The following is a 26,569-nucleotide window of genomic DNA, read 5'->3' as shown; positions in this document are numbered from 1 at the left end:
GCGGCCAGGTGCCGTCCCGGCCTGCGTCGAGCCGCTCGGCCGCATCCCTCCTCGGGGACCCTGCGGGCCCCGCTCGTCGGTCGCCGACCGCGGCCAGGTGCCGTCCCGGCCTGCGTCGAGCCGCTCGTTGACCCCCGGGTGATGTGCGGTCGGGGTGCGTCCTCCGGAGATCCTGCGCCGGGACCGCACATCACCCGAGAGCCCGACCGCTGAGCCGGTGACCGGCACCCGACCGGGCGAGGTGCAGACCACAGTTCGATACATCCGTGCATCCGATACATTCGTGCATCGTGACGGCACCCGAGCTCGAGCGCCCCAAGCGGCGCCGTGAGGTGACCGTCGCGCGGCTGCTCGACGCCGCGCTGGAGACCTTCGCCGACGTCGGTTTCGCGGCCGCCAGCGTGGAGGACGTCTGCCGTCGCGGCGGCTTCACCCGCGGCGCCTTCTACTCCAGCTTCCGCACCAAGGACGAGCTGTTCGCCGCCCTGTACGCCCGCGAGACCCACCGGCAGCTCAGCCGGGTCGAGGAGCGCCTGGCCGGCGTCGAGACCGAGCCGGACCCGGTGGCCGCCGCCGTCGCGCGGTGCAGGGACGCGATCGGCGGGGACCGGACGTGGACCCTCGTCCAGGCCGAGTTCGCGCTGCACGCCGCCCGGCACCCGGAGGCGGCGGCCGCCCTGCGCGAGCACACCGCGGCGCTGCGGTCCCGCATCGCCGAGATGATCGACGCCGCCGCCGCCCGGACCGGCCTGCGCCTCGCGGTGCCGACCACCCAGGTCGCCCGGACCCTCATGGCCCTGCACGACGGCCTCGCCGTCAGCCGGGCCGTGGACGGCGACGCCGACGACGAGGTCGAGCACGCCGCGCTGCTCCTCCTGCTGCGCGCGACCCTGTCCGACACCCCACCCGGAGACCCCGCATGAGCACCCTTCTGGCCCGCCTGGGCCGGGCCTCGTTCCGCGCCCGGCGGCTGGTCGCCGCCGTGTGGGTCGTCGTCCTCGCCGCCGTCGTGGCCGTCACGGTCACCGCCGGCGGGCAGTTCGACGACCGCTTCACCATCCCCGGCTCCGAGTCGCAGGCCGCCCTCGACCGGCTCGCCGAGCTCCAGCCGGCCGCGGCGGGTGCCTCGGCGCAGATCGTCTTCGTGGCCCCGGAAGGGCAGACGGTCGCCGACCCGGCGGTGCAGGCCGCCATCGCCCAGGTCGTCGCCGACGCCGCCCGGGCGCCGGAGGTGGCCGCGGTGGCCGACCCCTTCACCAGCCGGGCCATCACCCCGGACGGCCGGGCGGCCCTGGCGACCGTGCAGTACACGGTGCAGCGCGAGGAGCTCGGCGAGGGCAGCCTCGAGGCCCTGGAGTCGACGACGGAGGCCGCCGAGGAGGCCGGCCTGGAGGTCGCCGTCGGCGGCAACGCCTTCGGCACCACCGGCGTCGAGATCGGCCCGACCGAGTTCGTGGGTGTCGCGGTCGCCGTCCTCGTGCTCGTGCTGACCTTCGGCTCGCTGCTGGCCGCGGGGATGAACCTGCTCACCGCGCTGGTGGGGGTCGGTGTGGGCCTCGGCGGGCTGCTCGCCGTCTCGGGTGCCATCACGCTGTCCTCGACCGCGCCGACGCTCGCGCTGATGATCGGCCTGGCCGTCGGCATCGACTACACGCTGTTCATCCTGTCCCGGCACCGCACCCAGCTGGCCGCCGGGATGGACCCGGAGGAGTCCGCGGCGCGCGCCTCCGGCACCGCCGGCTCGGCGGTCGTGTTCGCCGGGCTCACGGTGGTCATCGCGCTGTCCGGTCTCGCGGTCGTGGGCCTGCCCTTCCTCACCGTGATGGGGGTGGCGGCCGCAGCCACCGTCCTGGTCGCCGTCCTCGTGGCGCTGACCCTGCTGCCGGCGCTCATGGGCTTCGCCGGCGCCCGGCTGGCGCCGGCGCCGGGGTCCCGGGCCGCCCGCCGGGAGGCCGCCGAGGTCGAGGGGTCCGGCAGCCGGCCGGCCGGCGAGCGCTGGGCCGCGCTGGTCACCCGGCGACCGCTGGTCACCGTGCTGCTGACCGTCATCGGGCTCGGGGTGCTCGCCGTCCCGGCTGCGCAGCTCGAGCTGGCGCTGCCCGACAACAGCGCCGCCGCCGAGGACACCCCCCAGCGGCAGGCCTACGACCTGATCGACGGGACGTTCGGGCCCGGCCTCAACGGCCCGCTCGTGGTGCTCCTCGACGGGCTGGACCCGGCCACCGCGCAGCAGGCGGCCGGCGCCGCGGCCGTGGCGATCGGCGGCACGCCGTCGGGGCTGCCGGGGCGGTTCACCGGCGGTCTGGACGACGTCGCCTACGCCGCTCCGTCACTGCTCGCCGACGGCACGGCCGCGCTGGTCACCGTCGTCCCCGAGAGCGGCCCGCAGGAGCCCGCGACCGGCGACCTGGTCGCCGAGATGCGCGACCTCGCGCCCGCGCTCGAGGCGCAGACCGGTGCGGAGGTCTCGGTCACCGGCCAGACCGCCGTCGCCATCGACGTCTCCGACCGGCTCGACGCCGCGCTGGTCCCGTTCGCCCTGGTGGTGGTCGGGCTGGCCGTCCTCCTCCTGCTGCTGGTGTTCCGCTCGGTGCTCGTGCCGCTCAAGGCGGCGCTCGGCTTCCTGCTGTCGGTCGCGGCGTCCTTCGGTGCCGTGGTCGCCGTTTTCCAGTGGGGGTGGCTGGCCGGCCTCTTCGGCGTCCCGACGACGGGGCCGGTGATCAGCTTCATGCCGGTCATCCTCATCGCCGTGCTGTTCGGCCTGGCCATGGACTACGAGGTCTTCCTGGTCTCCCGCATGCGGGAGGAGTACGTGCACGGTGCCGAGCCGCGGGCGGCCGTGCTGGCCGGGGCCCGGCACGCCTCGCGCGTGGTCGTGGCGGCCGCGCTCATCATGTTCTCGGTGTTCGCCAGCTTCGTCACCATCGACGACGTCGTGGTGAAGGCGATCGCGTTCGGCCTGGCGGTCGGCATCCTGCTCGACGCCTTCGTGGTCCGGATGACGCTGGTCCCCGCCGTCCTGGCGCTGCTCGGCCGGTCGGCGTGGTGGCTGCCGCGGTGGCTGGACCGGGTGCTGCCCGACCTGGACGTCGAGGGTGCCCGGCTCGGCGCCGCGCCGCAGCCGGCGCCCCCGCGGGAGCCGGTCGGCGCCGCCCGCTGACCGGAGCCGGGCCCGGTGGGGGACACCCCCGTCGGGCCCGGGTCAGCGGCGGCGGGCGGCCTTGTCGGCGTACATGGCGTCGTCCGCGGCGCGGACCAGCCGCTCGTAGACCTCCTCCGGGTCGGCGCCCCCGGGTACCGAGCCGATGCCGATGCTCATGCCGAGGGTGACCGTGGCGCCGCCGAGCGTCAGCCGCTCCGGGACGCTGCGGCGCAGCCGGTCGGCGAGGACCTCGGCGTCCTGCCGCTCGGTGTTCTCGCAGACGATGCTGAACTCGTCCCCACCCAGCCGGGCGGCCGTGTCGCTCGCCCGCAGGACGGAGGTCAGCTTCTCGGCGAAGGCGACGAGCACGAGGTCGCCCATGTGGTGGCCGTGCTCGTCGTTGATGGCCTTGAAGCCGTCGAGGTCGATGACGATGACGCAGGTCGGCGTGCGCTCCCGGCGGCCACGGTCGAGGGCGTGCCGCAACCGGTCCCGGAACAGGATCCGGTTGGGCAGGCCGGTGAGCGGGTCGTGCAGCGACTGGTGGACCAGCTGGGCCTCGAGCGCCTTCCGGTCGGTGATGTCCTCGATGATCATCACCAGGTGGTCGACCCCCGCCCCGGGCGGCTCCTCGACCGCCGCCGCGGTGACCTGCACCGGCAGGGCGCTGCCGTCGCGGTGCAGCAGCCGCGTCTCGTGCCGCATCGGTTTCCCGCGCAGGGCGAGCAGCTGACCGTGGGCCTCCTGCGCGGCCGGGATGTCGTCGGGGTGCACCAGGTCGAGCACCGGGACGCTCTGCAGCTGCGCGGGATCCCTGCCGAGCATGTGGCCGAGGACGGGGTTGGCGTCGACCAGGACGCCGTCGGGGGTGAGGATCGCGATGCCCATCGGCGCGTTGTCGAAGACGCTCCGGCGGTCAGCCGGAGGCGCCGTGCCGGTCATGCTCATCGCCTCCCCACCTCCCCCTGTGCCCATCCTGCGGGTCCGGACCACGGAACTGCAGGTCTTCGACGTATCGGTGTGCCCCGGTAGTTCCACGTGGAACCCCCTGAACGGGGAGGATGGACCCAGCTGCCGACGAGGAGGTCTGCCGTGAACGACTTCGACCTGGTCCTGCCACCGTCCGTGGACGTCCGCGAGGTGGGGATGCGCGACGGGCTCCAGCTGGAGGCCCCGGTGCCCCTGCCGGCCAAGCTGGCGATGCTCGAGGCGCTGGTCGCCACCGGGGTCCGGCGGATCGAGGCGACCTCCTTCGTCTCCCCGCGGGCGGTCCCGGCGCTGGCCGACGCCGACCAGGTGGCCGCCGAGCTGTCCCGGTGGGACGAGGTCCACTGGTCGGCGCTGGTGGCCAACCCGCGGGGGGCGACGCGCGCCGTCGACGCCGGGGTGGCGCACCTGGAGTACGTCGTCTCGGCCACCGACGGGCACAGCCGGGCGAACGCGGGGCGCTCGACCGCCGAGGCCGTCGCGGCGGTCGGGGAGATCGCGGCCACGGCGCACGGTGCGGGCGGCTCCCTCGAGGTCATCATCGCCACCGCCTGGGACTGCCCCTTCGACGGCCGCACCCCCGTGGCGCGCACCGTGGACGTCGCCCGGGCCGCGGTCACCGCCGGCGCCGACCGGCTCTGCCTCGGCGACACCATCGGGACGACCACGCCGATGCGGGTGGTGCAGCTGCTCGACGCCGTCCGCCGCACCTGCCCGGGGGTCGAGGTCGGGGTGCACTTCCACGACACCCGCGGGACGGGGCAGGCCAACGCGCTGGCCGCGGTGCAGGCCGGGGTCACCCAGCTCGACGCCTCCGTCGGGGGCCTGGGCGGCTGCCCGTTCGCCCCGGGCGCCAGCGGCAACATCGCCACCGAGGAGCTCGTCTACATGCTCGAGGAGTCCGGCGTGCGGACCGGCATCGACCTCGACGCCCTCCTCCTCGCCGCCCGCGTCACCGAGGACGCCGTCGGCCACGCGCTGCCCAGCTCGCTGTACCGGGCGGGTGGCCGGTCGGTGCCCCGGGCGGCGGCGACGACCGGCTGAGCCCGGCCCGGGCGCGCCGGACCGCCCGGGCCGAGGTCCCGGCGGCGGGGCGGGCGGGTCAGCGGCCCCGCGGGAGGTCCAGGAGGCCGTAGGCCCCCCGGTGGAACACCAGCGGACGGCGCCCGGGGTCGGCGCCCAGGTCGAGGACGGAGGCGGCCACCAGGGTGTGGTCGCCCCCGTCGTACTCGGCCCACAGCCGGCAGTCGATCCACGCGACGACGTCGTCCAGGACCGGGGACCCGTGCCGGCTGGGTCGCCAGTGCGCGCCGGCGAACTTGTCCGTGCCCGACCGGGCGAACGTGGTCGACAGGTCGGTCTGGTCCTCGGCGAGCACGTTGACGCAGAACCGGCCGATGTCGCGCAGCCGCGGCCAGGTCGTCGACGTGCGCGCGGGTGCGAACACCACCAGCGGCGGGTCGAGCGAGAGGGAGCTGAACGACTGGCAGGTGAAGCCGATGGGCCCGTCGGCGGTCATCGCCGTGACCACGGTGACCCCGGAGGCGAAGTGGCCGAGCACGTCGCGCATCGTGCGCGGGTCGACGACCGGGACCGGCTCCCCCGACTCGGGCTGCGCCTCGCTCATGACGCCAGCCAACCACGCGCGTTCCCGCGATCGCACGCCGCGCGCAGCCCCCACCGGCGGCCGCGGTGGGGGGTCCGGCCGTGACGGATCGGTGCTGTGCAGCCGGGGCGCGCGATCCGCGGGAGCTGCGCCGCGAGCGCACGCCACCGGCCGACGAGAGGCGCGGTCAGCCGAAGCGCAGGGCGATGAGCGCGACGTCGTCCCGGCCGTCGATCGAGCCGGCGACCGCCGCGTCGCAGAGCTGCCGGGGGGAGGCGTCGGCCGGGGTCTCGCCCAACCGGGTGGTGAGCTCGTCGATCCCGGCGTCCAGGTCGACCCCGGGGCGCTCGATCAGCCCGTCGGTGTAGGCCAGCAGCGTCGATCCGGGCAGCACGTCGAGGACGACGGTCTCGCGCCGTGCGGCGCCGTCCACGCCCACCAGCAGCCCGGTCACCTCGCTGAGCACCCGGACGGGGCCCTCCGGGTCGCGCAGCAGCAGCGGGGGGTGCCCGGCGTTGGCCACGTGCACCCGCCAGGGCCGCCCCTCGCCCGCCGGCGGCACGGCGCGGGCGTAGACCATCGTGGCCAGCGAGGCCACCTGCAGGCCCTGCACCAGGCGGTCCACCCGGGCGAGGACCACCCCCGGGTCCGGGTCGGCCGCCTCCCAGGCGCAGGCGCGGATCAGGCCGCGCAGGTGGCCCATCGCGGCGGCCGCGGCGACGTCGTGGCCGACGACGTCGCCGACGACGACGCCCACCGAGCCGTCGGGTAGGTGCAGGAGGTCGTAGAAGTCGCCGCCCACGTCGGCCGCGGTCGAGGCGCTCACGTAGTGCGCGGCCGCCTCGACGCCGGGGATCGTGGGCAGCTCCGGCAGGAGCGAGCGCTGCAGGGTGTCGGCGACCGTGTGCTCCTGCTGGTACAGCCGCACGTTGTCCATGGCGAGGGCGGCCCGGCGGGCGAGGTCCTCGGCGAGGTCGACGTCCTCCTGGGTGAAGGGCCGGTCCTGGTCGGTGCGGGCGAGCAGGATCGCGCCGCGGGTGCGCCGGCGGGCCACCATCGGGACGGCGAGCACCGACGCCGCGCCCACCCGCTCGAACGCCTCGCGGGCCGCGTCGCTGGCGAAGATGCCCGGCAGCCGCTCCCCGGCGCGATCGACCAGGACCGGCCGCGACGTGGTCATGCTGCGCAGCGTCGGCGACCCCTCGGGCAGGTGCTGGACGTGCTGGGCGTCCAGCACCCGCAGCTCGTGCTCGCGGCCGTCCCGGTGCAGCGACGCCGTCTGCGAGACCGCCCCGGAGTCGTCGATCAGCGTGATGAACACCCAGTCGGCGACCAGCGGCACGGACAGCCGCGCCAGCCGGTCGAGGAGGTCGGCGAGGTCGAGCGTCGCGATCAGCGTGCTCGTCGCCTCGGCCATCAGGGCCAGCCGGCTCTGCGCCCGCTCGGCCTCCGCCCGGGCGTGCTCGGCGTCGGCCCGGGACTGCTCCGCGGTCGCCCGGGCGAGCTCGGCCTCCTCGCGGGCGGTGCGCTCGGCGGCGAACGCGGCCTCGCGCTCGTGCTCGACGCGCACCCGCTCGGTGACGTCGGTCTGGACGCCGACGAAGCTGACCAGGTCCCCCTCGCCGTCGAACACCGGGCTGATGGAGAGCTGGTTCCAGAAGGCCGTGCCGTCCTTGCGGTAGTTCAGCAGGGTCACGGTCACCGCCTCCTGCCGCTCCAGCGCCGAGCGGACGACGCCCAGGGACTCGGGGTCGGTCGCCGGCCCCTGGAGGAAGCGGCAGTTGCTCCCGACCGCCTCCTCGTACGAGTAGCCGGTGATGCGGGTGAACGAGGGGTTCACCCAGATCAACGGGTTGTCGGGCAGGCGCGGGTCGGTGATCGTGAAGGTGATGTCGGTGGCGATGACCGCCCGCTCGCGCAGGGACTGCAGGTACTGGTCGGGGTCGGCCGGCCCACCCTCACCGACGGTCAGCTCGAGGAACACGACCAGCGAGAGCTGCTCGTGGCTGTCCGGCCGGGACAGCGGGAACCCGGTGACCCACAGCAGCTGGTCCCGGTGCCCGTCGTCCGCGGTCGCGCGGGCGGTCTCGGAGCTGCGACCGGGCGCCAGGCGCACCGCCTCGCCGGCGACCGGCTGCCCCTGCGCCACGAGGGACAGCGGCCCGCTGGTGCTGGCCAGCGGCTCGCCGCCCAGGTCGGTCAGCCCGGCGGAGGCTCCCCAGGTGTCGATGTCGACCGGGAGGTGCACGTTGCCGGCGAGCTCGACCGCCGCCGTGTTGGCGTAGGTGACCAGGCCGGTGCCGCGGTCGATGACGAGGACGCTCACCGGCACGTCGGCGAGCACGCCCGGCAGCGCCGCGGAGGCGGTGCCGCTCGACTCGTGCTCGGAGACCACCGCGGTCGCGGCCGTGACGAGGCCGGCCTGCCCCGCGTCGATCGCCTCGTCGCGGGGTGGTGGCGGGGACGTCCCCTGTCGGTCCCGCTCGCCCGGCACGACGAGACAGTAACCGCGGCGGTCCGGGCGAGGCCACCACGGGGCCCGGCGCTGACCAGGGGTCCGCCCGACCGGGTGTGGCCCGGCCCGGGGCGGGGCACCGCCGGGGGGCGGGCGGCGCCGCCGCCCGGAGGGAGGTGCTCCTCGTGGGACTGCTCGACAGGCTCTTCGGCGGACGGCGACGGGAGCCGGTCCGCCCGGCCCCGCCCGTCTCCCGGCAGTGGGACGGCGGTGCCCCCACCGGCCGGCAGGTGGACGGCGCTGCCCCCACCGACCAGCAGGCGATCGAGCGCTACCGCTACCTGCTGCGCACCGCTCCCCCGGACGCGATCGAGCAGGCGCACGCCGAGGCCTTCGCCCAGCTCACCCCGCAGCAGCGCCAGGAGGTGCTGACCCAGCTGGCCGCGTCGGTCCCCGAGGCCGAGCGCCCGCGCGCCGACGACCCGGGCACGCTGGCCCGTGCGGCCACCCGCGCCGAGCTGCGCCGGCCGGGGACCCTCGAGCGGGCCTTCGGCGGCGCCGGTCACGGCGGGCGCCCGGGCTTCGGCAGCACGGTCGGCGCCAGCCTGCTCGGCACCGTGGGTGGTCTGGTCATCGGCACCGCCGTGGCCGACGCCCTGTTCGACACCGGTGCCGGGGACGGCGGGCTCTTCGGCGGCGGGGACGAGGAGGCCTACGCCGAGGGGTACCAGGACGGCGCCGGGGGCTACGAGGACGGCGCCGGGGGCTACGAGGACGGCGCCGGGGGCTACGAGGACGGCGGCTACGACGGCGGCGACCTCGGGGGTGGCGACTTCGGCGGTGGCGACTTCGGGGGCGGGTTCTGACCCGGCGGCCCGGATCCGGCGGTCCCTGACCCGGCCGCTCCGGGCACGGTCGCGTGGGCCCGGCGGTCAGGCCGTCCGCGCCTCCCGGCTGCGCCGGCGCAGCCACAGCAGGCCCAGCACCGGGAGCACCAGCGGGATGTACAGGTAGCCCCGGCCGAAGTCCGACCACACCGTCTCGTCGGGGAACGCCGCCGGGTCGACCACCGACAGCGTGCCGACGACGAGGACGCCGGCGAGCTCCACCGAGCACGCCACCCAGGCGGTCGGCCGCCCACCCCGGCCGTCCCGGGCCAGCGCGATCGCCGCGACCAGGTACACCCCCGCGGCCAGCGCCGACAGCAGGTAGGCCAGCGGCGCCTCGGAGAACCGGGTGGCCAGCTGCACGGCGGCGCGCGCGCCCGCGGCGAGCGCGAACACGGCGTAGACGGCGACGAGCACCCGGCCCGGTCCGCCCTCGGTCGGGGTGTCCGGCACCGGCCTCCCCCGCACCGACCGCCTCCCCCGCGTCGGCCCTCCCTGCGTCGGTTCAGCCACCGGTCGCCTCCCAGAGCTGCAGCAGCCGCCAGATCATGACCGCGACCGCGGCGGCGGCCACCGCCAGCACGGTGCCGGCCCAGCGGCTGGTCTCGGTGCGGGCCCACAGCCCACCGGCGACCGGCAGCAGCACGATCCCGCCCAGGTAACCGAGGAACGTCGCGGTCTCCGCGGGCCGCTCGCCGCGCACCAGGAGGACGACGGCCAGCACGGCCTGGACCAGCAGCAGGAGCTCCAGCAGCGCCGTCCCCCAGAGGTGGAGCAGGCCGATCCGCCGGCGCGCCAGGGTCGAGGCCAGGCCGGCGAGGGCCACCAGCACCGCCACGACGGTCGTCGTCCCGACCAGGACCGGGTTCACCGGCGGTACCCGGTGTCGGTGGTGGACGGCACGGCTGTCATCCTCCCGCTCCGGGGGGACGTCCCGGGCACCGACCCGCGATCCGGGTCGCCGACCGCCGCGGCTCCGCCGCGGGCGCCGTCCGGGGAGGCTGCGATGACCGTCCGCGAACTGGTCGTGGACCTCTTCGCCGAGCACCTCGACGTGGTGGCCGACGGGCCGGTCCGCCTCCGCACGCTGGTCTCCCTGCTGGCCGGGTTCGGCGTGGCCGAGCCGACGACGCGGATGACGACCGCGGCGCTGCGCCGGTCGGGGTTGCTCACCGCCTCCCGGCACGGCCGGGAGACCCGCTACGCCGCCACCGACGAGTTGCGCGCCGGCGTCCGCAGGCGCTGGGCGCGGCTCGAGGAGCGGCTCGGTCCGTGGGACGGCCAGTGGCGGGTGGTCATCTACGCCGTGCCGGAGACCGATCGCGCGGCGCGCGAGCGGGTCCGCCGGGCGCTGACCCGGCACGGGTTCGGCCCGCTCGCCCCGGCGACCTGGCTCTCGCCGCACCGGGCCGCGCTCCAGGAGGTGCGGACCGAGCTGGCCCGGGAGCCGCTGAGCCGCCTCGACCTGCTCACCGCACGGGTGGCCGAGGACGGCTCCGACCGCGCGCTGGCCACCCGCTGCTGGGACCTCGAGGGGGTGGCGGCCGCCTACACCGGCCTCGCCGACCGGCTCGCGCGCCTGCTCGAGGGGCCGCCGCCGACCGGGCCGGAGGCGCTCACCACGCACCTGCGCACGCTCGCCGACGCCCGCCGCATCGGGCAGTCCGACCCGATGCTGCCCTCCGCCCTCCGGCCGGAGGGCTGGCCCGGCCCGGCCGTGCGGGAGCTGTGGGAGGCCTTCGGCCGCTGGGTCGTCCCGGGTGCCCGCGCGCACGTCACCGCGGTGCTCGGCGGGGCACCGCAGCGGATCGACCCCTCGCCGGCCGTGTGAACCAGGCCGCATCACGAAACGGTAACGGCCGCTGTCGCCGACGAGGCGGACGGGGCAAGGTGAGGCTCGCCTAAGTTAGCCGAGGCAAACCTCAACGAACGGAGCTCGATGCGCACCGCCGCCCGGCCGCTGGCCGCCTCGTCCCTGACCCTGGTCGCCGCGCTGGCCCTGTCCGCCTGCGGCGCGGGTGAGGACACCGCCGAGGCCGGGACCACCGGGACCACCGGGGCCGCCGAGACCGTGACCTTCACGTGGGACCGCAACGTCGCCGCCGAGGACCAGGACCCGGAGTACGAGGAGACCACGGTCGAGGTCCCGAAGAACCCCGAGGACATCGTCGTGTTCGACATCGCCAGCCTCGACACCATCGGCGCGCTCGGCGGCGAGGTCGCGGGGGCCCCGCTCGACTCGGTGCCGGACTACCTGCAGCAGTACCTGGCCGACGACGCGTTCAACGCCGGCACGCTGTTCGAGGCCGACCTCGTCGAGATCGAGGCGCGGCAGCCGGACCTCATCATCGTCGCCAACCGCTCGGCCGCGCTCTACGAGGACCTCAGCGAGATCGCCCCGACCGTCGACCTGAGCCTCCGCGGCTCGTACACCGACAACCTCGAGCGCACCACCACGTTCCTCGGCGAGGTGCTCGGTGCGGAGGAGGAGGCCGCCGCCGCGCTCGACGAGATCGAGGCCGGCATCCAGGAGGCGCGGGCCGCCACGGCCGACGCCGGGACGGGTCTGGGGCTCATGGTCGCGGGGGGCGAGCTCAGCGCGATGGCCCCCGCGGGCGAGGACGCCGTCGGCCCGGCCGTCCGCGGTGGCCTGATCTACGACGTCTTCGGCGTGCAGCCCGCCGTGGCGGACGTCGAGGCCGCGACCCACGGTGAGCCGGTCTCGTTCGAGTTCCTGCTCGAGACCGACCCCGACACCCTCTGGGTCGTCGACCGCGACGCCGCCACCGGCGAGGAGGGGACGCAGCCGGCCGAGGCGGTGCTCGACAACGAGATCGTCCGGCAGACGACCGCCGCCCACGAGGACCGGATCGTCCACCTCGACGCCATGGCCTGGTACATCGTCTTCGGCGGCCTCGACACGACGCAGGTCATGATCGACGACGTCCTGCAGATCGCGGAGTGACGACCCCGATCCCGGCCGCGGACCGTCCCGGTCCCCCGTGACGGCGCTCCTCACGGCACCGACGAGCACCCCTGCCCCCGTGCGGCCCCGCCGCACCGGGGCGGGGGTGCTCGTCGGCGTCCTGCTCGTGCTCCTCGCGGTCACGAGCCTGTTCACCGGGGTCTCCGACGTGACCCCGGCGTCGCTGCTCGCCGGCGGCGCCGGGAGCGACGCGGCCTTCCTGCTGGTGGCGAGCCGGATCCCGCGGACGGTCGCGGTGGTCCTCGTCGGCGCCTCCCTGGGCATCGCGGGGCTCATCCTGCAGATGCTCGTGCGCAACAAGTTCGTCGAGCCCAGCACGACGGGGGTCACCGAGTTCGCGACGCTGGGCGCGCTGGTGACGATGGTGTTCTTCCCGGGCATGGCCGTCGTCGGGAAGATGGGCGTCGCCGCGGCCTTCGGGCTCCTCGGCACCTGGGTCTTCCTCCGGGTGGTGCGCGTCGTCCCGGTGCGCCAGCTGGTCCTCGTCCCGCTGGTCGGCCTCATGCTCGGCGGCGTCGTCGCCGCCGTCACGACCTTCTTCGCCTACCGCCTCGACCTGCTGCAGTCGCTGCAGCAGTGGTCGCAGGGCAGCTTCGCCAGCATCATGTCCGGCCGCTACGAGCTGGTCTGGATCGCGGCGCTCATGGTCGTCGTCGCCTGGACCGCCGCCGACCGGTTCAGCGTGATCGGCCTCGGCGAGGAGTTCGCGACCAACCTGGGCCTGGACTACCGGCGCGTGGTGGCCGTCGGCATGGTGGTGGTCGCGGTGATCACGGCGGCGGTGCTCGTCACCGCGGGCATCATCCCCTTCCTCGGGCTCGTCGTCCCGAACGTCGTGAGCCTCCTCGTCGGGGACAACGTCCGCCGCGCGATCCCGTGGGTGGCGGGGCTCGGCGCCGTCTTCGTCGTCGCGTGCGACATCCTCGCCCGGGTCATCCGCTTCCCCTACGAGATCCCGCTGTCGCTCGTCGTCGGGATCATCGGCGCGGCGCTGTTCCTCTGGTTGCTGCTGCGGAGGAGGAGCCGTGCTCACTGATCCCGCCACCACGGCCTCCGGCGCGGCCGCGACGACCGCCCCGGCGGCCACGCCGTCCGACCCCGCGCCCGGTCGTCGCCGGCGCGCCCGGACCGGCACCCGCCTGGCCGCGGCGTGGGTGCGGCCCCCGGTGCGCCTGGCGGCGCTCGGCGCCGCCGTCCTGGTGCTCACGGCGGTCTACCTGGTCACCGACGTCCCCGGCTCCCTCGCCTACGCGCTGGGGATCCGCAGCCTCGCGGTGGCCGCGATGGGCGTCGTCGCCGCGGCGGTCGGGGTCTCCACGGTGGTCTTCCACACGATCACGCAGAACCGCATCCTCACCCCGGCGATCATGGGGTTCGACGCGTTCTACCTGCTGATCTCGACCGCGATCGTCTTCGTCGCGGGGTCCGCGACGTTCCTCGCCGCGGACGAGCTCACCCTGTGGCTGGTCCAGGTCGCCGTCATGGTGGGCTTCAGCGTCGCGCTGTTCACCTGGCTGTTCGGGGGCAAGCGGCGCTCGATCCACCTGATGCTGCTGGTGGGCATCGTCCTCGGCACGTTCTTCCGCGCCGTCACCGAGTGGATGCAGCGGATGCTCGACCCGCTGGACTTCCAGGTGCTCTCCGACGCGATGTTCGCCTCGCTCACCCGGCCCGACGAGACGCTGCTGCTGCTGACCGCGCTCCTCGTCGCCCTCGGCTGCGCGGCCGTCGTCCCGCTGCTGCGGACGCTCGACGTGCTGACGCTGGGCGCGCCGGCGGCCGTGGGCCTGGGCGTGGAGCACCGGCGCGTGGTGATGACCCTCTTCACGGTCGTCTCGGTGATGGTGGCCGCGTCGACGGCGCTGGTCGGGCCGGTGCTGTTCTTCGGCCTGATCGTCGCGAACCTGGCCTACTCGTACGCGCGCTCGTTCCGGCACGTGTGGACGCTGCCCGCCGCCGTGCTCATCGGGATGGTCTGCCTGCTGGGTGGCCAGCTCGTCCTCGACCGGGCGCTCGACTTCGGCGGCACGCTGTCCACCGTCATCGAGTTCGCCGGCGGGCTGTTCTTCCTGTACCTCGTGCTGCGGAAGGGGGCGCGGTGATCGCGCTCGAGGGTGCAACCAAGCGCTACGGCGACCAGACGGTGGTCGACGACGTCTCGATCGCCTTCGGCGGGGAGGGCGTCACCGCGCTCATCGGCCCGAACGGCGCGGGCAAGTCGACGCTGTTCGGCCTCGTGGGCCGCCTCGTCCGGCCCGACGCCGGCCGCGTCACGGTGGACGGCACGGACGTCGCGACCGCCTCGTCGAAGCAGCTCGCCACGGTGCTCGCCGTCCTCCGCCAGGACAACCACGTCGCGGCGCGCCTGACCGTCCAGGATCTCGTGGATTTCGGCCGCTTCCCGCACTCCCGGGGACGGCTCACGGTGGCCGACCGCGGGCACATCGACCGCGCGATCGGCTACCTCGACCTCGACCCCTACCGGCACCGGTTCCTCGACGAGCTCTCCGGCGGTCAGCGCCAGCGCGCCTCCATCGCGATGGTGCTCGCCCAGGACACCCGGTACGTCCTGCTCGACGAGCCGCTCAACAACCTCGACCTGCGGCACATGACGGAGATCATGCGGCTGGTCCGGCGGATGGCCGACGAGCTCGGCAAGCGCATCGTGGTCGTGCTGCACGACATCAACTTCGCGGCGACCTGGTCCGACCGGATCGTCGCGATGCGCGACGGCAGGGTCGTGGCCGACGCACCGTCCCGCGACGTCATGCGCCCCGAGGTGCTGGAGGCCGTCTACGGCACGCCGGTCGACGTCCGCGAGATCGACGGCAGGCCGATCGCCCTCTACTACGGCTGACCCGCCCGGGCCGGCTCGTTCCACGTGGAACGCCGGGCGCCGAGCCGGGTGACCCGTGCCACGCCCGACCGGCATACCCCTCCCCCGCATCGCGGCGCGGACCCGGCAGGGGTTAGATCATGATGCATGTGCGGCCTCTCCGGTGAGATCCGGTTCGACGGCTCCCTGGCCGACACCACCGCGGTGGCGCGGATGGTCGACGCCCTCGTCCCGCGCGGGCCGGACGGTCAGGGGTCCTGGAGCAACGGGCGGGTGGCGTTCGGCCACCGGCGCCTGTCGGTCATCGACCTCTCCCAGACCGGCAGCCAACCGATGGTGGACAACGAGCTCGGGCTGACCGCCGTCTTCAACGGGTGCATCTACGACTACAAGGAACTGCGCGCCGAGCTCGAGGGGCACGGCTACCGCTTCTTCTCCACCAGCGACACCGAGGTGATCCTCAAGGGCTACCACCACTGGGGCACCGACGTCGTCAGCCACCTGCACGGCATGTTCGCCTTCGTGATCCACGAGCGCGACACCGGCCGGGTGGTGCTCGCGCGGGACCGGCTGGGCATCAAGCCGCTGTACCTGGCCGAGACCCCGGGCCGGCTGCGGTTCGCCTCCTCCCTGCCGGCGCTGCTGCGGGCCGGGGATGTCGACACCTCCATCGACCCGGTCGCGCTGCACCACTACCTGACCTGGCACGCCGTCGTCCCGGCGCCCCGGACGATCCTCAACGGCGTCCGCAAGCTCCCCCCGGCGACCGTGCGGGTCGTCGAGCCCGACGGCGCCACCCGCGAGCACCGCTACTGGCAGGCCCCCTACGAGCGGCGGCCCGAGCACGCCTCCTGGTCGGCCCGCGACTGGGAGGACGCCATCGAGGAGGCGCTGCGGGTCGCCGTCCGCCGCCGGCTGGTCGCCGACATCCCGGTGGGCGTCCTCCTCTCCGGCGGGCTGGACTCCAGCCTGATCGTCGGGCTGCTGGCCGAGGAGGGGCAGACCGGGCTGGCCACGTACTCGATCGGCTTCGAGTCCGTGGGCGGCCGGGAGGGCGACGAGTTCCGCTACTCCGACGTGATCGCCGAGCGGTTCGCCACCGACCACCACCGGATCCGGGTCGCCTCCGACGAGCTGGCCGCCGCGCTCGGGCACGCCATCGGCGCGATGGCCGAGCCGATGGTCAGCCACGACGTGGTCGCCTTCGACCTGCTCTCCGAGCGGGTCAGCCAGAGCATCCGGGTAGTGCAGTCCGGGCAGGGCGCCGACGAGGTGTTCGCCGGCTACCACTGGTACCCGCCGCTGGCCGAGGTGGGCCGCGAGGAGGCGGTGGCGCGCTACGCGCAGGCGTTCTTCGACCGCGACCACGAGCAGATGCGCCAGGTGGTCGGCGACCGCTACGCCCTCGCCGAGGACCCCAGCCTGGCGTTCGTCCGCGAGCACATGTCCGCGCCCGGCGCCCAGACCGCGGTGGACGCCGCCCTGCGCCTGGACAGCGAGGTCATGCTGGTCGACGACCCGGTCAAGCGGGTCGACAACATGTCCATGGCCTGGGGCCTGGAGGCCCGCGTGCCCTTCCTCGACCACGACCTGGTCGAGCTGGCCGCCCTCTGCCCGCCGGAGCTCAAGCTGGCCGACGGCGGGAAGGGCGTGCTCAAGGCGATCGGCCGGCGGGTCATCCCGCCGGAGGTCATCGACCGGCCCAAGGGCTACTTCCCGGTGCCGGCGATCACGCACCTGGAGGGCAAGGTCCTCGACCTGGTCCGCGACGCCCTCTCCAGCGACGCGGCCCGCGCCCGGGCCCTGTTCCGGCCGGAGTACGTCCAGGGCCTGCTGGCCGACCCCAACGGCGAGCTCACCCCGCTGCGCGGCAACAAGCTCTGGCAACTGGGCCTCCTGGAGCTCTGGCTGCAGAACCACGGGGTCTGAGGGGGCTGACGCGATGACGCCCCGGCTCGCCGGGCACCGCCGCCGCTCCGCGGTGGCCGACACCCCCTCGCTCACCAACCGCTCGTGGCAGGAGCCCTCCGACCACCAGCGCCGGGGGATGGACGCCGACGTCGTCCTGGACCTCGGCTGGGGCCGGCTGGTGTTCGGCCAGACCTTCTCCGACCTGCGCGGGATCGTGCTGGCCCTGCGCGCCGAGGAGACCGGGCGGCGCGACATCTGCATCTACCCGCGCGACCCGCACGTGCTGGTGGGCCTGGCACCGGACGAGCTCTTCATCGACCCGAGCTACACCTACCGGCTCGACCTGTACCGCTACCGCCCGCGGCACGACCTCATCCGCGGGGTGTTCGTCCGGACCGTCACCTCGCTGGCGGAGATGGAGCAGATCAACGAGATCTACGCCCGCAACAACATGGTGGTCGGGGACCCCGAGACCATGTGGGCCAACCACCGCACCCGCACCTTCACCTACCTGGTCGCCGTGGACCGGCGCACCGGCCGGGTGGTCGGCACGGTCACCGGCGTGGACCACGTGCTGGCCTTCGACGACCCCGAGGGCGGCGCCAGCCTGTGGTGCCTGGCGGTGCACGCCCAGGACGCCCCGCCCGGCACCGGCGAGGCCCTGGTCCGGGTGCTCGCCGAGCGCTACGTGGGCCGCGGCCGGTCCTACCTGGACCTCTCGGTCATGCACGACAACACCGGGGCGATCGCGCTCTACCGCAAGCTCGGGTTCCACCGGACCCCGGCGGTCTGCGTCAAGCGCAAGAACCCGATCAACACCCCGCTGTTCAGCCGCCGCCCCCCCGGGCTCGAGGACGTCAACCCCTACGCGCGGATCATCGCCGAGGAGGCGCTGCGGCGCGGGGTGCGGGTGGAGGTCACCGACCCGGAGTGGGGCGAGCTGCGCCTCTCCCTCGGCGGGCGGACCGTGCTCACCCGGGAGTCGCTGTCGGAGTTCACCACCGCCGTCGCGATGAGCCGCTGCGACGACAAGCGGGTGACCCGGCGGATCATGGAGAACGCCGGGGTCCGCGTGCCGCGGGGGGTCCGCGCCGGGGACGGCGACCTGGCCGACGCCCGCCGGCTGCTGGCCGACTGCGGCGAGGTGGTCGTCAAGCCCGCCCGGGGCGAGCAGGGCCGCGGCATCACCGTCGGCGTCCACGAGGAGCCGGCGCTGGAGCGGGCGGTGGACTTCGCGCTGCAGTTCTGCCCCGACGTCCTGGTCGAGGAGCTGGTCGAGGGCGACGACCTCCGGGTGGTCGTCATCGACCACGAGGTGGTCGCGGCCGCGGTCCGGCGCCCGGCCGAGGTGGTCGGCGACGGGCGCAGCCCCGTGACCGACCTGGTCCGCGCCACCAGCCGGCGGCGGGAGCGGGCGACCGGCGGGGAGTCCCGGATCCCGCTGGACGACACCACCGCCGAGGTGGTGTCGGAGTCCGGCTACGCGATGGACGACGTCCCGCCGTCCGGTGAGCGCATCCGCGTGCGGCGGACGGCGAACCTGCACACCGGCGGCACCATCGAGGACGTCACCGACCGGCTGCACCCCGACATCGCCGCGGCGGCGGTCCGGGCCAGCCGGGCGATCGGCATCCCGGTGACCGGGCTGGACTTCATGGTGCCCGACGTGGAAGGCCCCGAGCACGTGTTCATCGAGGCCAACGAGCGGCCGGGGCTGGCCAACCACGAGCCGCAGCCGACCGTCGAGCGCTTCGTCGACCTGCTCTTCCCGGAGACCCGCCGCCGGTAGGGCGAGCGGAGTCCGGCGTGCGAGGTCTCCTGGCACCAGGTCCTCCACTGGCACTGACAGACGAAGTCTGCTTCACTCGTCGGTGAGGAGGGGAGTATCCCCGTCGCCTGCGTCGTCAGGACGGTCCCGCGGTCGGGACCCGGCGCCGGCGGGCCCGTGCCGGGCCGGGAGAGACCTCCGGTTGGTCATCACCGACTGGAGGGGTCTTTCCGTGGACGTCCCGTTCTGGCTCTGGGTCGCCGTGCTCGCCGTCATCCTGGGCATGCTGGCCCTCGACCTGTTCGCCCACCGCCGCGCGCACGTGATCGGCGTGCGCGAGGCGGCCGCGTGGTCGGCGGTCTGGGTCGCCATCGGCGTCGGCTTCGGCGCGTGGGTCTGGTGGGCCCACGGGGCCGAGTTCGGCCAGCAGTACTACGCCGGCTACCTGATCGAGAAGTCCCTGGCCGTCGACAACGTCTTCGTCTGGGCGATCATCTTCACGTACTTCGCGGTGCCCCGGGAGTACCAGCACCGGGTCCTCTTCTACGGCGTGCTGGGCGCCCTGGTGCTGCGGGGCCTGTTCATCGCCGGCGGCGCTGCGCTGATCGCCACCTTCGGCTGGGTCCTCTACCTGTTCGCCGCGTTCCTGCTGTGGACCGGGTACCGGATGCTCCGCCAGCGTGACGAGCACATCGACCCGTCCCGGTCCCGGGCGCTGCGGCTGTTCCGCCGGTACGTGCCGATGACCGACACCTACCACGGGCAGCGCTTCCTCGTCCGCCGCGCCGGCGTCCTGGTGGCCACTCCCCTGCTGGCGGTGCTGGTCCTGGTCGAGGTCACCGACGTCATCTTCGCCGTCGACTCGATCCCGGCGATCTTCGCGGTGACCGACGAGCCCTTCCTGGTGTTCACCGCCAACGCGTTCGCCATCCTGGGGCTGCGGGCCATGTACTTCCTGCTGGCCGACCTCATCCACCGGTTCGTGTACCTCAAGACCGGGCTCGCCCTGGTGCTGATGTGGGTCGGCGTCAAGATGCTGCTCAAGGTCGACCTCTTCTACATCCCGACCACGGTCAGCCTGGCGGTCATCGCCACCATCCTCGGGACCTCGATCTGGCTGAGCCTGCGCGCGACCCGCGGGCAGGGGCGCCGCGCGGTCGAGGCACCGGCCGCTCCCCCGTTCCGCCCGGCGACCGCGGAGGAGGAGGCCGAGGTCGAGCCGGTCTGGCGCCGCCGCGTGCACCGGACCCCGGCGTCCCGGACCTGACCCGAGCGGCACGGGAACCCGAGCGGCATAGGAAGCTTGACCCCCCGTCCCGGGCCCCGGGACGGGGGGAGAGCTTCCTATGCCCCAGGGGGAGACCGGTGCCCTACCTGCTGGCCGCGCTGGGCGGCGCGCTGGGCTCGCTGGGCCGGTGGTGGGTGGGGACGGCGCTGCCCCCCACCCCCACCGGCTGGCCGTGGGCCACGCTCCTGGTGAACACCACCGGCTGTCTCCTGCTCGGGGCGCTGCTGGCCGCACTGGCCGCCCGGGAGCACGAGCCGCCGTGGGCCCGCCCGCTGCTCGCGGTCGGCGTGCTGGGGGGCTGGACCACGTACTCGGCCTTCGCCGGGGAGGTGGTCGGCCGCGCCGAGGCCGGCGCGTGGGGGGTCGTGGCCGGCTACGTGGTGGTCTCGGTCGCCGGCGGCGTGCTGGCCGTGGCCGCCGGGGTGCGGGCGGTGCGCCGGGTGCAAGCCCGGTGACCGCCCTCCTCGTGGCGGCCGGCGCGCTGGTCGGGGCGCCCCTGCGGCTGCTGGTCACCCGGTGGGCCGGGCGCGGGGGCGGTGACCCCGCCCGGGGGACGCTGGCGGTCAACGTGGCCGGCAGCGGGGTCCTCGGGGTCCTCCTGGGGACGGCGGCGGCCCCGGCCTGGGTGCTGGCCCTCGTCGGCACCGGCCTGTGCGGGGCGCTGACCACCTTCTCCACCTTCGGCGCCGACGTCGTCCGGCTGGCCGAGGCGCGCGCGCTCGCGCGGGCGCTGGCGTACGTGGTCGCCACGGTCGTCCTGGGTCTGGGAGCGGCCGCCCTGGGGTACGCGCTGGCCACGGGCTGAGGCCTCCGGGTGGCGGACGCCGCCGCCCTCAGTAGGGTCGGGGGCGGTATGGCTGGGGAATCGGCAGGAGACGAGCACGCGGACAGCCCCGTCGTCGTGGTCGCCAACCGGCTGCCCGTCGACGCGGTGACCGAGGCCGACGGCAGCGTCCGGTGGCAGCGCAGCCCCGGCGGGCTGGTCACGGCGCTGGAGCCGTTCGTCGCCGGGCGCGGCGGCGCGTGGGTGGGGTGGTCCGGGTCGGCCGGTGAGGCCCCGGAGCCGTTCGAGTCCGGTGGCATGTCGCTCATCCCGGTGCCGCTCTCCGAGGACGAGGTCGACCGCTACTACGAGGGCATGTCCAACGCCTCCCTGTGGCCGCTCTACCACGACGTCGTGGAGAAGCCGGAGTACCACCGCACGTGGTGGGACACCTACGTCCAGGTCAACAAGCGCTTCGCCGAGAAGGTCGTCGAGGTCGCCGCCGACGGCGCCATCGTCTGGGTGCACGACTACCAGCTCCAGCTGGTCCCGGCCCTCCTGCGCCAGCGCCGGCCCGACCTGACGATCGGCTTCTTCCTGCACATCCCGTTCCCGCCCTACGAGCTGTTCACCCAGCTCCCCTGGCGCTCGGCGGTGGTCGAGGGGCTGCTCGGCGCCGACCTGGTCGGGTTCCAGCGGCCCAGCGCGGCGGCCAACTTCGTGCAGCTGGCCCGCCGGCTGCACGACCTGCCGGCCCGCGGCTCCACCATCGAGTACGACGGCCGGACGGTGACGGCCCGGGCGTTCCCGATCTCCATCGACGTCGCCGCCTTCGACCAGCTGGCCTCCTCCCCCGAGGTGGTCAAGCGGGCCGAGGAGATCCGCGCGGAGCTCGGCAACCCGGAGAAGATCATCCTGGGGGTCGACCGGCTCGACTACACCAAGGGCATCGCCGTCCGGCTCTGCGCCTTCCAGGAGCTGCTCGAGGACGGCGTGCTGTCCGCGCCGGAGACGGTGATGGTGCAGGTGGCCACGCCGAGCCGGGAGCGGGTCGAGCACTACGTCACCATGCGGGAGACCATCGAGCAGCAGGTCGGGCACATCAACGGGGTGTTCGGCTCGATCGGTGCGCCGGCGGTGCACTACTTCAACCAGTCGATGCCCCGCGAGGAGCTCGCCGCCCTCTACCGGGCCGCCGACGTCATGCTCGTGACCCCGTACCGGGACGGCATGAACCTGGTCGCCAAGGAGTACGTCGCGGCCCGCGGGGACCTCGGCGGAGCCCTGGTGCTCTCCGAGTTCGCCGGCGCGGCCGCCGAGCTCAAGCAGGCCTTCCTGGTCAACCCGCACGACATCGCCGGGGTCAAGAACCAGCTGGTGCGGGCGCTGCGGCTGGACCCCGCCGAGGGCGCCAAGCGGATGCGGGCCATGCGCCGGCACCTGTCCCGCAACGACCTCGACCACTGGGCCAACTCCTTCTTCGAGGCGCTCAAGGCCCAGGCGTGAGCGCCCTGCCCCCGGGCCTGTCCGCCGCCCTCGACGAGCTCGCGGGCCGCCGCCCGCTGCTGGTCGCCAGCGACTACGACGGGGTGCTCGCCCCCCTGGTCGGGGACCCGGGCGCGGCGGTCCCCTCCCCCGGCGTGGCCGAGGTGCTCGCCCGGGTCGCCGCCGCCGACGGTGTCACGGTCGCGCTGGTCAGCGGCCGCGGGGTGGCCGACCTCCGGGCGGTCAGCGGGCTGGACGGCCCCTACCGCTGGGTCGGCAGCCACGGCGCGGAGTACGACGGGCCGCTCGCCGGCGAGCTGGCCGACCGCCGGGACGCCCTCGCCGACCGGCTGGCCCCGCTGGTCGCCGCCGTGCCCGGCGCCCGGCTGGAGGTGAAGCCGGCGAGCGTCGCGGTGCACGTGCGGGAGGTCGCCGACCGCGCCGCGGCCGCCGAGCTCCTGCGGGAGGCCGAGCGCGTCGCCGATCCGTCACTGACGAAGAAGCCGGGCAAGGAGGTGCTCGAGCTCGCCGTCACCGACGCCGACAAGGGCCGCGCGCTCCTCCGCCTCCGGGGCGAGCTGGGTGCCGCCGCCGCGGTGTACCTCGGCGACGACCGCACCGACGAGGACGCGTTCCGCGTCCTGCCCGCCGGGGACCTCACCGTCAAGGTCGGCGAGGGGGAGACGGTCGCGGCGCACCGGGTCGCGGGCCCCGAGGACGTCGTCCCCCTGCTGGGAGAACTGGCCGACCGGCTCGCCTGACAATGGTGTCCGCTGTCGACACGGGGACGGCGGAAATGCACTGACCACCATTCCGCAGAACGATCCGGAAACGGCGCGCCGCGGCGTCGCCGCCGATCGTGGAATGGCTCCACCCTGGGCGCTGCGTCACACCTCTCCCCCGCACCCCAGGAGTTCCCCGTGCCCACCCCCGAAGCTCCCCCTCTCCCGGCGCCCCGCGCCGGCTGGTTCGCCGACCGGCCGCTCGCGGTCAAGTTCGGGATCCTCGTCACCGTCGTCGTGCTCGCCCTCGGCGGCCTGCTCGGCTCGGTCCTCGTCGGCAACGCCACCGTCCGGGAGGTGCAGGAGGAGCTGGCCGGTCTCGCCGAGGCCCAGGCCCTGGTCCTGCAGATCGACACCCGGGCCAGCGAGCTCAAGGTCGACGGCTACAAGGCGGCCGTGCGCGAGGTGCCGGCCGACCAGCTCGCGGAGCTGGCCGAGGACATCGAGACCCCGGAGCTGCTGCTGGCCGAGCTCGGCGCGCTGGACCTGACCGGTGATCCGGCCGCGGCGGTGGCGGCGCTGCAGGCCGACTTCGGCGACTACACGGCGGCCATCACCACGTACGTCGACGGGGCGGTCGCCGACCAGGCCGGCGCGCGGCTGCGCTGGGAGGACGTCCAGGCGGCCAACGACCTCACCGACGGGGCGGTGGGGGAGGCCAAGGACGCCATGGCGGCCGCGACCGAGGACGCCGAGGCCCGGCTGGCCGCGGCGATCGACCGGTCGGAGACCGTGAGCGTCCTGATCGCCGCGGCGGCGCTCCTGGTCGTCCTGGGGGTCAGCTGGCTCGTCGTGCGGTCGATCACCCGGCCGGTCGGGCGGGTGACGACCGCCCTGGAGGCCCTGGCCACCGGTGACCTGACCGTCGCCACCGGGGTGCGGTCCCGCGACGAGGTGGGCCGGATGGCGGCGTCCCTGGACTCCGCGCAGGCCGCGCTGCGCGAGGTGCTCGCCGGCGTGGTGGCCTCGGCGGACGCGGTGGCCGCGTCGTCGGAGGAGCTGTCGGCGTCCTCGGCGCAGATCTCGGCCTCGGCCGAGGAGACCAGCGCGCAGTCGGGCGCGGTGGCCGCGGCGGCGGACGAGGTGTCGCGGAACGTGCAGACGGTGGCGGCCGGGGCCGAGCAGATGGGGGCCTCGATCCGGGAGATCGCCGCCAACGCGGCCGAGGCCAGCGAGGTGGCCGCGCGGGCGGTGTCGGCGGCGGAGACGACGACGGCGACGGTGGCCAAGCTGGGGGAGTCCAGCGCGCAGATCGGCAACGTGGTCAAGGTGATCACCTCGATCGCCGAGCAGACGAACCTGCTGGCGCTCAACGCCACCATCGAGGCGGCGCGGGCCGGGGAGGCCGGCAAGGGCTTCGCGGTGGTGGCCAACGAGGTCAAGGAGCTGGCCCAGGAGACGGCCAAGGCCACCGAGGACATCGCCCGGCGGGTCGAGGCGATCCAGGGCGACACCGGGGCGGCGGTGGCCGCGATCGGGGAGATCAGCCGGATCGTGGCGCAGATCAGCGACCGGCAGACCACCATCGCCTCCGCGGTGGAGGAGCAGACGGCGACGACGAACGAGATGTCGCGGTCGGTGACCGAGGCTGCGTCGGGGTCGGGGCAGATCGCCGACAACATCACCGGGGTCTCCACCGCCGCGGAGTCGACCACCCAGGCGCTGACCCAGACCCGCACGGCGGTCGACGAGCTCTCCCGGATGGCCGCCGACCTGCGTGCCGGCGTCGCCCGCTTCACGTACTGAGCACCCGGTCCCCAGGGGAGGGGGAGTGCGCGGCGACCGGCCGCGCACTCCCCCTCCGCCACATCCGGCCCCGGAGGGAAATGGTCGGGCGGTGTCGACATGCGGACCGGCGAAATGCGGCGACCGACATTTCTCGGTGGCGCCCCGCGACACGCCACGACAATTCGCGACGCGGTCGGACGGATTGCCGGACCATTCCGGGCGAACCCACGAGTCACACCCGGAACACCGATCCGGGGGGACACCGGGGAGCCCTCACCCACCCCTGCACCACAGGAGCCCCCTGCCATGACCGCACCCCGCGCCGGCCGCTCCGGCGGCTGGTTCGCCGACCGCCCGGTCGGTGTCAAGATCGGCGCCGCCGTCGCCGTCCTCGCCGTCGTCGCCGTCGCCATGACCGTCCTCGCCGCCAACCGCATCTCGGCGCTCGAGTCGGCGGCCACGCGCATCAACGGCAACGTCGTCACCCTCGCCGACCTGGCGAACATCCAGCGGTCCTGGCAGGGGGACCGGTCCCGGTACAACACCTACCCGCTGGCCGACGCCGAGGGGCGGGCCGCCCTGCGCACCGACCTCGCCGAGCGGCGGGCCACCATCGAGGGGCAGCTCGACGCCTACGCCGCGGTGACGGTCAACCGGGACGCGTTCGACGAGTTCCACGCCACGGTCACGGACTACTACGCGATCGCCGAGGAGCAGCTCCTCCCGGCGGCCGACGCCGGTGACCTGGCCACCGCGGCGGCCGTCATCACCGGCCCGCTGCAGGACCGGTCGGACGTGCTGATGGACCAGTACAACGCCATGCAGGAGCGCCGGGTCGCGGCCGGTCAGGCCGACACCGACGCGGCGGCGGACATCGCCTCCGGTGCCACCACCACCCTGTGGATCTCCCTCCTGGCCGGCATCGCGGTCGCCGGCAGCCTCACCGTCCTCGTCGTCCGCCGCCTGGTGCGCACCGTCCGGTCGGTGCAGGGCGCGGTGGAGGCCCTGGCCGAGGGCGACCTGACCGTCGCCCCCGAGGTCCGCGGCCGCGACGAGCTCGGCCGGATGGCCGCGGCCCTGGAGCAGGCCCAGGGCACCCTGCGCACCGTGCTGTCGGGTGTGGCCACCTCGGCCGACGCGGTGGCCGCCTCGTCGGAGGAGCTGTCGGCGTCCTCGGCGCAGATCTCGGCCTCGGCCGAGGAGACCAGCGCGCAGTCCGGGGTGGTGGCCGGGGCCGCGGAGGAGGTCTCGCGCAACGTGCAGACCGTCGCCGCGGGCGCCGAGCAGATGGGCGCCTCCATCCGGGAGATCTCGGTCAACGTCAACGAGGCGGCCCGGGTGGCCGGCGAGGCGGTGACCGAGGCCGAGCGGACCACGGCCACGATCGCCAAGCTCGGCGAGTCCTCGGCCGAGATCGGCAACGTGGTCAAGGTGATCACCTCGATCGCCGAGCAGACGAACCTGCTGGCGCTCAACGCCACCATCGAGGCGGCGCGGGCCGGGGAGGCCGGCAAGGGCTTCGCGGTGGTGGCCAACGAGGTCAAGGAGCTGGCCCAGGAGACGGCCAAGGCCACCGAGGACATCGCCCGCCGGGTCGAGGCCATCCAGCACGACACCACCGGGGCGGTGGCCGCGATCGGCCGGATCAGCGAGGTCGTCGCCCAGATCGCCGACCGGCAGACCACCATCGCCTCCGCGGTGGAGGAGCAGACCGCCACCACGACGGAGATGAGCCGCTCGGTCAGCGAGGCCGCGGCCGGCTCCGGGCAGATCGCCGACAACATCACCGGGGTCTCCACCGCCGCGGAGTCGACCACCCAGGCGCTGACCCAGACCCGCACGGCGGTCGACGAGCTCTCCCGGATGGCCGCCGACCTGCGCACCGGCGTCGCCCGCTTCACCTACTGACCGGCCCGCCGGGACCGGGGTCCACGCCCCGGTCCCG

The 26,569-nt window shown here is 74.8% G+C and carries 23 protein-coding genes; 18 read left to right on the top strand and 5 right to left on the bottom strand.

All coding sequences use genetic code 11. The features are described 5' to 3' along the window. The first annotated feature begins 290 nt into the window (after nt 1–290). A complete protein-coding gene (locus ACI8AC_RS23500) occupies nt 291–923 on the top strand; it encodes a TetR/AcrR family transcriptional regulator (protein WP_456900271.1) in 633 nt (210 codons plus the stop codon). Then, nucleotides 920–3,160 (top strand): MMPL family transporter, encoded by a 2,241-nt coding sequence (locus ACI8AC_RS23495; protein ID WP_456900270.1) that lies wholly within the window; start codon nt 920–922, stop codon nt 3,158–3,160. The genes ACI8AC_RS23500 and ACI8AC_RS23495 overlap by 4 nt, the downstream gene beginning before the upstream one ends. A gap of 42 nt (nt 3,161–3,202) precedes the next feature. Here the strand turns inward: ACI8AC_RS23495 and ACI8AC_RS23490 are convergent, their stop codons facing one another. Beyond that, the gene (locus ACI8AC_RS23490; RefSeq protein WP_456900269.1) at nt 3,203–4,090 is read right to left on the bottom strand and encodes a GGDEF domain-containing protein; all 888 of its coding nucleotides are present in this window, start codon (nt 4,088–4,090) and stop codon (nt 3,203–3,205) included. Nucleotides 4,091–4,234: 144 nt separating this feature from the next. Between ACI8AC_RS23490 and ACI8AC_RS23485 the strand changes: the two genes are divergently transcribed. Continuing rightward, nucleotides 4,235–5,173, top strand: coding sequence for a hydroxymethylglutaryl-CoA lyase (locus tag ACI8AC_RS23485; protein WP_456900268.1), 939 nt, complete (start codon nt 4,235–4,237; stop codon nt 5,171–5,173). A 58-nt stretch (nt 5,174–5,231) separates the two neighbouring features. Here the strand turns inward: ACI8AC_RS23485 and ACI8AC_RS23480 are convergent, their stop codons facing one another. After that, nucleotides 5,232–5,756: a flavin reductase family protein gene (locus ACI8AC_RS23480; protein WP_456900267.1), complete on the bottom strand. Its 525-nt coding sequence runs from the start codon at nt 5,754–5,756 to the stop codon at nt 5,232–5,234. A 166-nt stretch (nt 5,757–5,922) separates the two neighbouring features. Next, complete coding sequence (locus tag ACI8AC_RS23475; protein WP_456900266.1) at nt 5,923–8,229, bottom strand: SpoIIE family protein phosphatase; 2,307 nt, start codon at nt 8,227–8,229, stop codon at nt 5,923–5,925. 146 nt (nt 8,230–8,375) lie between these two features. Between ACI8AC_RS23475 and ACI8AC_RS23470 the strand changes: the two genes are divergently transcribed. Beyond that, nucleotides 8,376–9,056: a hypothetical protein gene (locus ACI8AC_RS23470; protein WP_456900265.1), complete on the top strand. Its 681-nt coding sequence runs from the start codon at nt 8,376–8,378 to the stop codon at nt 9,054–9,056. Between the two features lie 66 nt (nt 9,057–9,122). On the opposite strand, the gene ACI8AC_RS23465 is transcribed toward ACI8AC_RS23470, so the two are convergent. Beyond that, complete coding sequence (locus tag ACI8AC_RS23465; RefSeq protein WP_456900264.1) at nt 9,123–9,530, bottom strand: hypothetical protein; 408 nt, start codon at nt 9,528–9,530, stop codon at nt 9,123–9,125. Between the two features lie 52 nt (nt 9,531–9,582). Beyond that, nucleotides 9,583–9,948, bottom strand: coding sequence for a hypothetical protein (locus ACI8AC_RS23460; RefSeq protein ID WP_456900263.1), 366 nt, complete (start codon nt 9,946–9,948; stop codon nt 9,583–9,585). 135 nt (nt 9,949–10,083) lie between these two features. Here ACI8AC_RS23460 and ACI8AC_RS23455 point away from each other — a divergent pair, with 135 nt between their 5' ends. The 14 genes from ACI8AC_RS23455 to ACI8AC_RS23390 all read left to right on the top strand — a co-directional run bounded on the left by ACI8AC_RS23455 (nt 10,084) and on the right by ACI8AC_RS23390 (nt 26,532). After that, a complete protein-coding gene (locus ACI8AC_RS23455; RefSeq protein WP_456900262.1) occupies nt 10,084–10,908 on the top strand; it encodes a PaaX family transcriptional regulator C-terminal domain-containing protein in 825 nt (274 codons plus the stop codon). 108 nt (nt 10,909–11,016) lie between these two features. Then, nucleotides 11,017–12,042: a siderophore ABC transporter substrate-binding protein gene (locus ACI8AC_RS23450; protein WP_456900261.1), complete on the top strand. Its 1,026-nt coding sequence runs from the start codon at nt 11,017–11,019 to the stop codon at nt 12,040–12,042. Between the two features lie 79 nt (nt 12,043–12,121). After that, on the top strand, nt 12,122–13,099 hold the full coding sequence (locus ACI8AC_RS23445) for an ABC transporter permease (RefSeq protein ID WP_456900260.1): 978 nt from the start codon (nt 12,122–12,124) through the stop codon (nt 13,097–13,099). Beyond that, nucleotides 13,089–14,165 carry an iron chelate uptake ABC transporter family permease subunit gene (locus ACI8AC_RS23440; RefSeq protein WP_456900259.1) on the top strand — a complete coding sequence of 359 codons (1,077 nt, stop codon included), beginning with the start codon at nt 13,089–13,091 and terminating at the stop codon, nt 14,163–14,165. Before ACI8AC_RS23445 ends, ACI8AC_RS23440 begins: the two co-directional genes overlap by 11 nt. Further along, nucleotides 14,162–14,920 (top strand): iron ABC transporter ATP-binding protein, encoded by a 759-nt coding sequence (locus ACI8AC_RS23435; RefSeq protein ID WP_456900258.1) that lies wholly within the window; start codon nt 14,162–14,164, stop codon nt 14,918–14,920. The genes ACI8AC_RS23440 and ACI8AC_RS23435 overlap by 4 nt, the downstream gene beginning before the upstream one ends. Nucleotides 14,921–15,046: 126 nt before the next feature. Continuing rightward, nucleotides 15,047–16,828 (top strand): N-acetylglutaminylglutamine amidotransferase, encoded by a 1,782-nt coding sequence (locus ACI8AC_RS23430; RefSeq protein WP_456900257.1) that lies wholly within the window; start codon nt 15,047–15,049, stop codon nt 16,826–16,828. A gap of 13 nt (nt 16,829–16,841) precedes the next feature. Then, complete coding sequence (gene ngg, locus ACI8AC_RS23425; protein ID WP_456900256.1) at nt 16,842–18,599, top strand: N-acetylglutaminylglutamine synthetase; 1,758 nt, start codon at nt 16,842–16,844, stop codon at nt 18,597–18,599. A gap of 211 nt (nt 18,600–18,810) precedes the next feature. Beyond that, a complete protein-coding gene (locus tag ACI8AC_RS23420; protein ID WP_456900255.1) occupies nt 18,811–19,845 on the top strand; it encodes a TerC family protein in 1,035 nt (344 codons plus the stop codon). 98 nt (nt 19,846–19,943) lie between these two features. Next, on the top strand, nt 19,944–20,321 hold the full coding sequence (locus ACI8AC_RS23415; protein WP_456900254.1) for a fluoride efflux transporter FluC: 378 nt from the start codon (nt 19,944–19,946) through the stop codon (nt 20,319–20,321). Beyond that, nucleotides 20,318–20,671 (top strand): FluC/FEX family fluoride channel, encoded by a 354-nt coding sequence (locus tag ACI8AC_RS23410; protein ID WP_456900253.1) that lies wholly within the window; start codon nt 20,318–20,320, stop codon nt 20,669–20,671. Before ACI8AC_RS23415 ends, ACI8AC_RS23410 begins: the two co-directional genes overlap by 4 nt. A gap of 48 nt (nt 20,672–20,719) precedes the next feature. Continuing rightward, nucleotides 20,720–22,135 (top strand): alpha,alpha-trehalose-phosphate synthase (UDP-forming), encoded by a 1,416-nt coding sequence (locus ACI8AC_RS23405; RefSeq protein WP_456900252.1) that lies wholly within the window; start codon nt 20,720–20,722, stop codon nt 22,133–22,135. After that, nucleotides 22,132–22,875 carry a trehalose-phosphatase gene (gene otsB, locus ACI8AC_RS23400; protein WP_456900251.1) on the top strand — a complete coding sequence of 248 codons (744 nt, stop codon included), beginning with the start codon at nt 22,132–22,134 and terminating at the stop codon, nt 22,873–22,875. The genes ACI8AC_RS23405 and otsB overlap by 4 nt, the downstream gene beginning before the upstream one ends. Nucleotides 22,876–23,034: 159 nt before the next feature. Beyond that, entirely contained in the window at nt 23,035–24,642 is a 1,608-nt protein-coding gene (locus tag ACI8AC_RS23395; RefSeq protein ID WP_456900250.1) for a methyl-accepting chemotaxis protein, read from the top strand. 288 nt (nt 24,643–24,930) lie between these two features. Continuing rightward, complete coding sequence (locus ACI8AC_RS23390; protein ID WP_456900249.1) at nt 24,931–26,532, top strand: methyl-accepting chemotaxis protein; 1,602 nt, start codon at nt 24,931–24,933, stop codon at nt 26,530–26,532. Nucleotides 26,533–26,569 lie beyond the last annotated feature (37 nt).

The organism is Geodermatophilus sp. SYSU D00758 (genome assembly GCF_054049955.1).
The sequence above is the reverse complement of the archived record's forward strand: the minus strand, read 5'-3'. Positions and strand labels throughout refer to the sequence as shown.

Bases quoted from the DNA above. Each gene is read 5' to 3' on its own strand.
- ACI8AC_RS23495 (WP_456900270.1), top strand. From the start codon at position 920: ATGAGCACCCTTCTGGCCCGCCTGGGCCGGGCCTCGTTCCGCGCCCGG.
- ACI8AC_RS23490 (WP_456900269.1), bottom strand. From the start codon at position 4,090: ATGAGCATGACCGGCACGGCGCCTCCGGCTGACCGCCGGAGCGTCTTC.
- ACI8AC_RS23480 (WP_456900267.1), bottom strand. From the start codon at position 5,756: ATGAGCGAGGCGCAGCCCGAGTCGGGGGAGCCGGTCCCGGTCGTCGAC.
- ACI8AC_RS23455 (WP_456900262.1), top strand. From the start codon at position 10,084: ATGACCGTCCGCGAACTGGTCGTGGACCTCTTCGCCGAGCACCTCGAC.
- ACI8AC_RS23450 (WP_456900261.1), top strand. From the start codon at position 11,017: ATGCGCACCGCCGCCCGGCCGCTGGCCGCCTCGTCCCTGACCCTGGTC.
- ACI8AC_RS23430 (WP_456900257.1), top strand. From the start codon at position 15,047: ATGTGCGGCCTCTCCGGTGAGATCCGGTTCGACGGCTCCCTGGCCGAC.
- ngg (WP_456900256.1), top strand. From the start codon at position 16,842: ATGACGCCCCGGCTCGCCGGGCACCGCCGCCGCTCCGCGGTGGCCGAC.
- ACI8AC_RS23405 (WP_456900252.1), top strand. From the start codon at position 20,720: ATGGCTGGGGAATCGGCAGGAGACGAGCACGCGGACAGCCCCGTCGTC.
- ACI8AC_RS23390 (WP_456900249.1), top strand. From the start codon at position 24,931: ATGACCGCACCCCGCGCCGGCCGCTCCGGCGGCTGGTTCGCCGACCGC.